Genomic DNA, 2,496 nt, shown 5'->3' with positions numbered 1-2,496 from the left:
ACGCCGACGGCCTGCGCGTCGAACAACCGCGTCACATTGGCGTGTGTGACCGCCACCCCCTTCGGCGTGCCGGTGGTGCCCGAGGTGTAGATGATGTGCGCCATGTCCTCGGGGGACGGCCCCGGCGGCGCCGTCGCGGGCTGGGTGTGCAGCGCGGGATCGGCGACGTCGACCACCAGCAGGTCGTGACCGTCCAACTCCGATCGCAGGGCCCCCGTGGTGACCGCGGCTATCGGCGCCGTGTCGGCGAGCATGAAGTCTTTACGGGCCGCCGGGAGCGCGGGGTCGATCGGCAGATAGGCCGCCCCGGTCTTGAGCACCGCCAGGATCGCGACGATCGCCTCGGCCGACCGGGGTAGCAGCAACGCGACGGCTTCACCCGGGCCGGCCCCGCCGCGAATCAGCATGTGTGCCAATCGGTTTGACGCTTTGTCGAGCTCACGGTAGGTCATCGACCGCCCGTCGAACGTCAGCGCCGGTGCCTTGGGGTCGCGCGCCGCCTGCGCGGCGAACAGCTCCGGAATCGATGCCGGCGCCCACGGCCGGCTCAGCACCGCCTGGTTGCCGACCTCGTCCAACCAAGCGCGCTCACCGGCGTCCAGCACATCGACCGCCGACAGCGGCCGCGCCGGGTCGCTCGTCATCGCGGTCAGCAGCCGTCGTAGCCGCTCGATCTGCGTGTCGATGGCCGCGGCGTCGAACACGTCGGTGTCGTATTCGACGCGCAGCCGCAGTTCGGTTCCCGGCTGGGCCTGGAATGTCAACGGGTAGTGGGTGGATTCGCGGGTGGCGATGTCGGTGATGGCCAGTTCGTGGTTGCCCGACAATGCGGTGGCGTCGATCGGGTAGTTCTCGAAGGCGAACAAGGTGTCGAACAGCGTGTCCTGGCCGGTGATCCGGTGAATTTCGTTGAGCGCCAGGTGCTGATGGTCGAGCGTGTGGTTGTGGGCGTCCTGCAGCTGCAAAAGTAGGTCGGCTGCCGTCGTCGTCGGGGTGATGTTCGCCCGCACCGGAACGGTGTTGATCAACAGGCCGACCATCGCCTCCGCGCCGGGCACCTCTGCCGGCCGGCCCGAGACGGTGGTGCCGAATGCGACGTCGCGCTGACCGGTCATCCAGCACAGCAGTTGCGCGTAGGCGGCTTGCAGCACCGTGTTGACGGTGGTGTGGCACGAGCGGGCCAACTCGCCGACGGCCCGGGTGAGGTCGGCCGGCAGCGTAAACGTTCGAATGCCCTGCTCCCCCAGCGTCATTCGGTCCTGGCGGCCGACCAGGGTCGGGGTGTCGAAGCCGGCGAACACCTCGCCCCAGGCGGCGCGGGCCGCGTCGCGGTCACGGTCGGCCAGCCAGCTGACGAAGCCGCGGTAGGGGGCCGCCGCGGGCGGACGCTGGCCGTAGTAGCCGGCGAAGATGTCCCCCAGCAGAATTGGCATCGACCAGCCGTCGAGCACGATGTGGTGGTTGGTCAGCACCAGCCGGTGCACATCGATCGCGGTGCGGATCAAGGCGACCCGGAAGGGCGGCTGGTTGGCCAGGTCGCAGACGGCGGCCCGCTCGGCGGCGCACAGCCGCGCGATGTCCGCCTCGTCCTCGAGTTGGAGGTACTGCCAGGCCGCCGCGGGATCGGCCGCGATAACCTGCACCGGCTCGTCGAACTGGTCGAAGAATCGGGCCACCAGGTTCGGATGCCGTTTGACGACCCCGCGCACGGCGTCGTGCAGGCGCTCGGGGTCGAGCGGGCCGGTGACGGTGATGTCGAGCTGCCCGGCGTAGAGGTCGCTGGCGTCCTGGTCGCCGCCCCGCACGGTGTTCGCGTGGAAGAGCAGCCCCTGCTGGACCGGGGTCAGCGGTAGCACGTCAGCGATGTCGTGGTGGCGCTGCAGCTGGTCGATTTGCTTTTGGTTGAGGCGGGCGGGCGCGATGTCGGACGGCGTCAGCCCGCCGCCGCCCGATCGCACGTGGGCGCAGACCCCGGCCAGGGCCTCGAACCACAGCCGGCTGAGCCGTGCGACCTGCTCGTCGTCCAGCGCGGACGGCGCCCACGTCCAATTGGCGTGCAGGCGCGGGCCGGCATCGGTGTCGACGGTGGCCGCGTTGAGTTCCAGCGTGTGCATCAACGGCATGGGGATCGCCGCGGCCGCGGCGGTGGCCGGGCCCGGCACTGGCCGCCACATCTCGTCGGAGAGCGCGGCGGCGCCGCCCTGACGCCCCAGGTAGTTGAATCCGATCGGCGGGTCGTTCGCGTCCAGGTCGGCGTCGGCGTTCAGGTAGCGCAGCAGCCCATAGGTCAGCGCGTCCGGGAGGGCGCGCAGCTGCTCCTTGGCGTCCTTGAGCGCCGCGCCGAGCGCGGCCTCGCCGGCGACCACCTGCGCCCACGACAAGCCGCCCACGTTCACCGACACCGGGTACTTGGCGGTGAACCATCCCACCGTGCGGGACAGGTCGACGTCGCGGCCCAGCTCCTCGTGGCGGCCGTGGCCCTCGACGTCGATGCCG

At 70.6% G+C, this 2,496-nt stretch carries 1 protein-coding gene; it reads right to left on the bottom strand.

What is annotated here, in order from left to right:
- The coding region (locus tag WU80_RS24545; RefSeq protein ID WP_156349765.1) for a condensation domain-containing protein at positions 1-2,496 on the bottom strand (2,496 nt) is incomplete at both ends.

Origin of the sequence: Mycobacterium sp. UM_11 (assembly GCF_001414075.1) — a bacterium.
GTDB lineage: Bacteria > Actinomycetota > Actinomycetes > Mycobacteriales > Mycobacteriaceae > Mycobacterium.
This window is presented reverse-complemented; position numbering and strand designations above follow the sequence as displayed.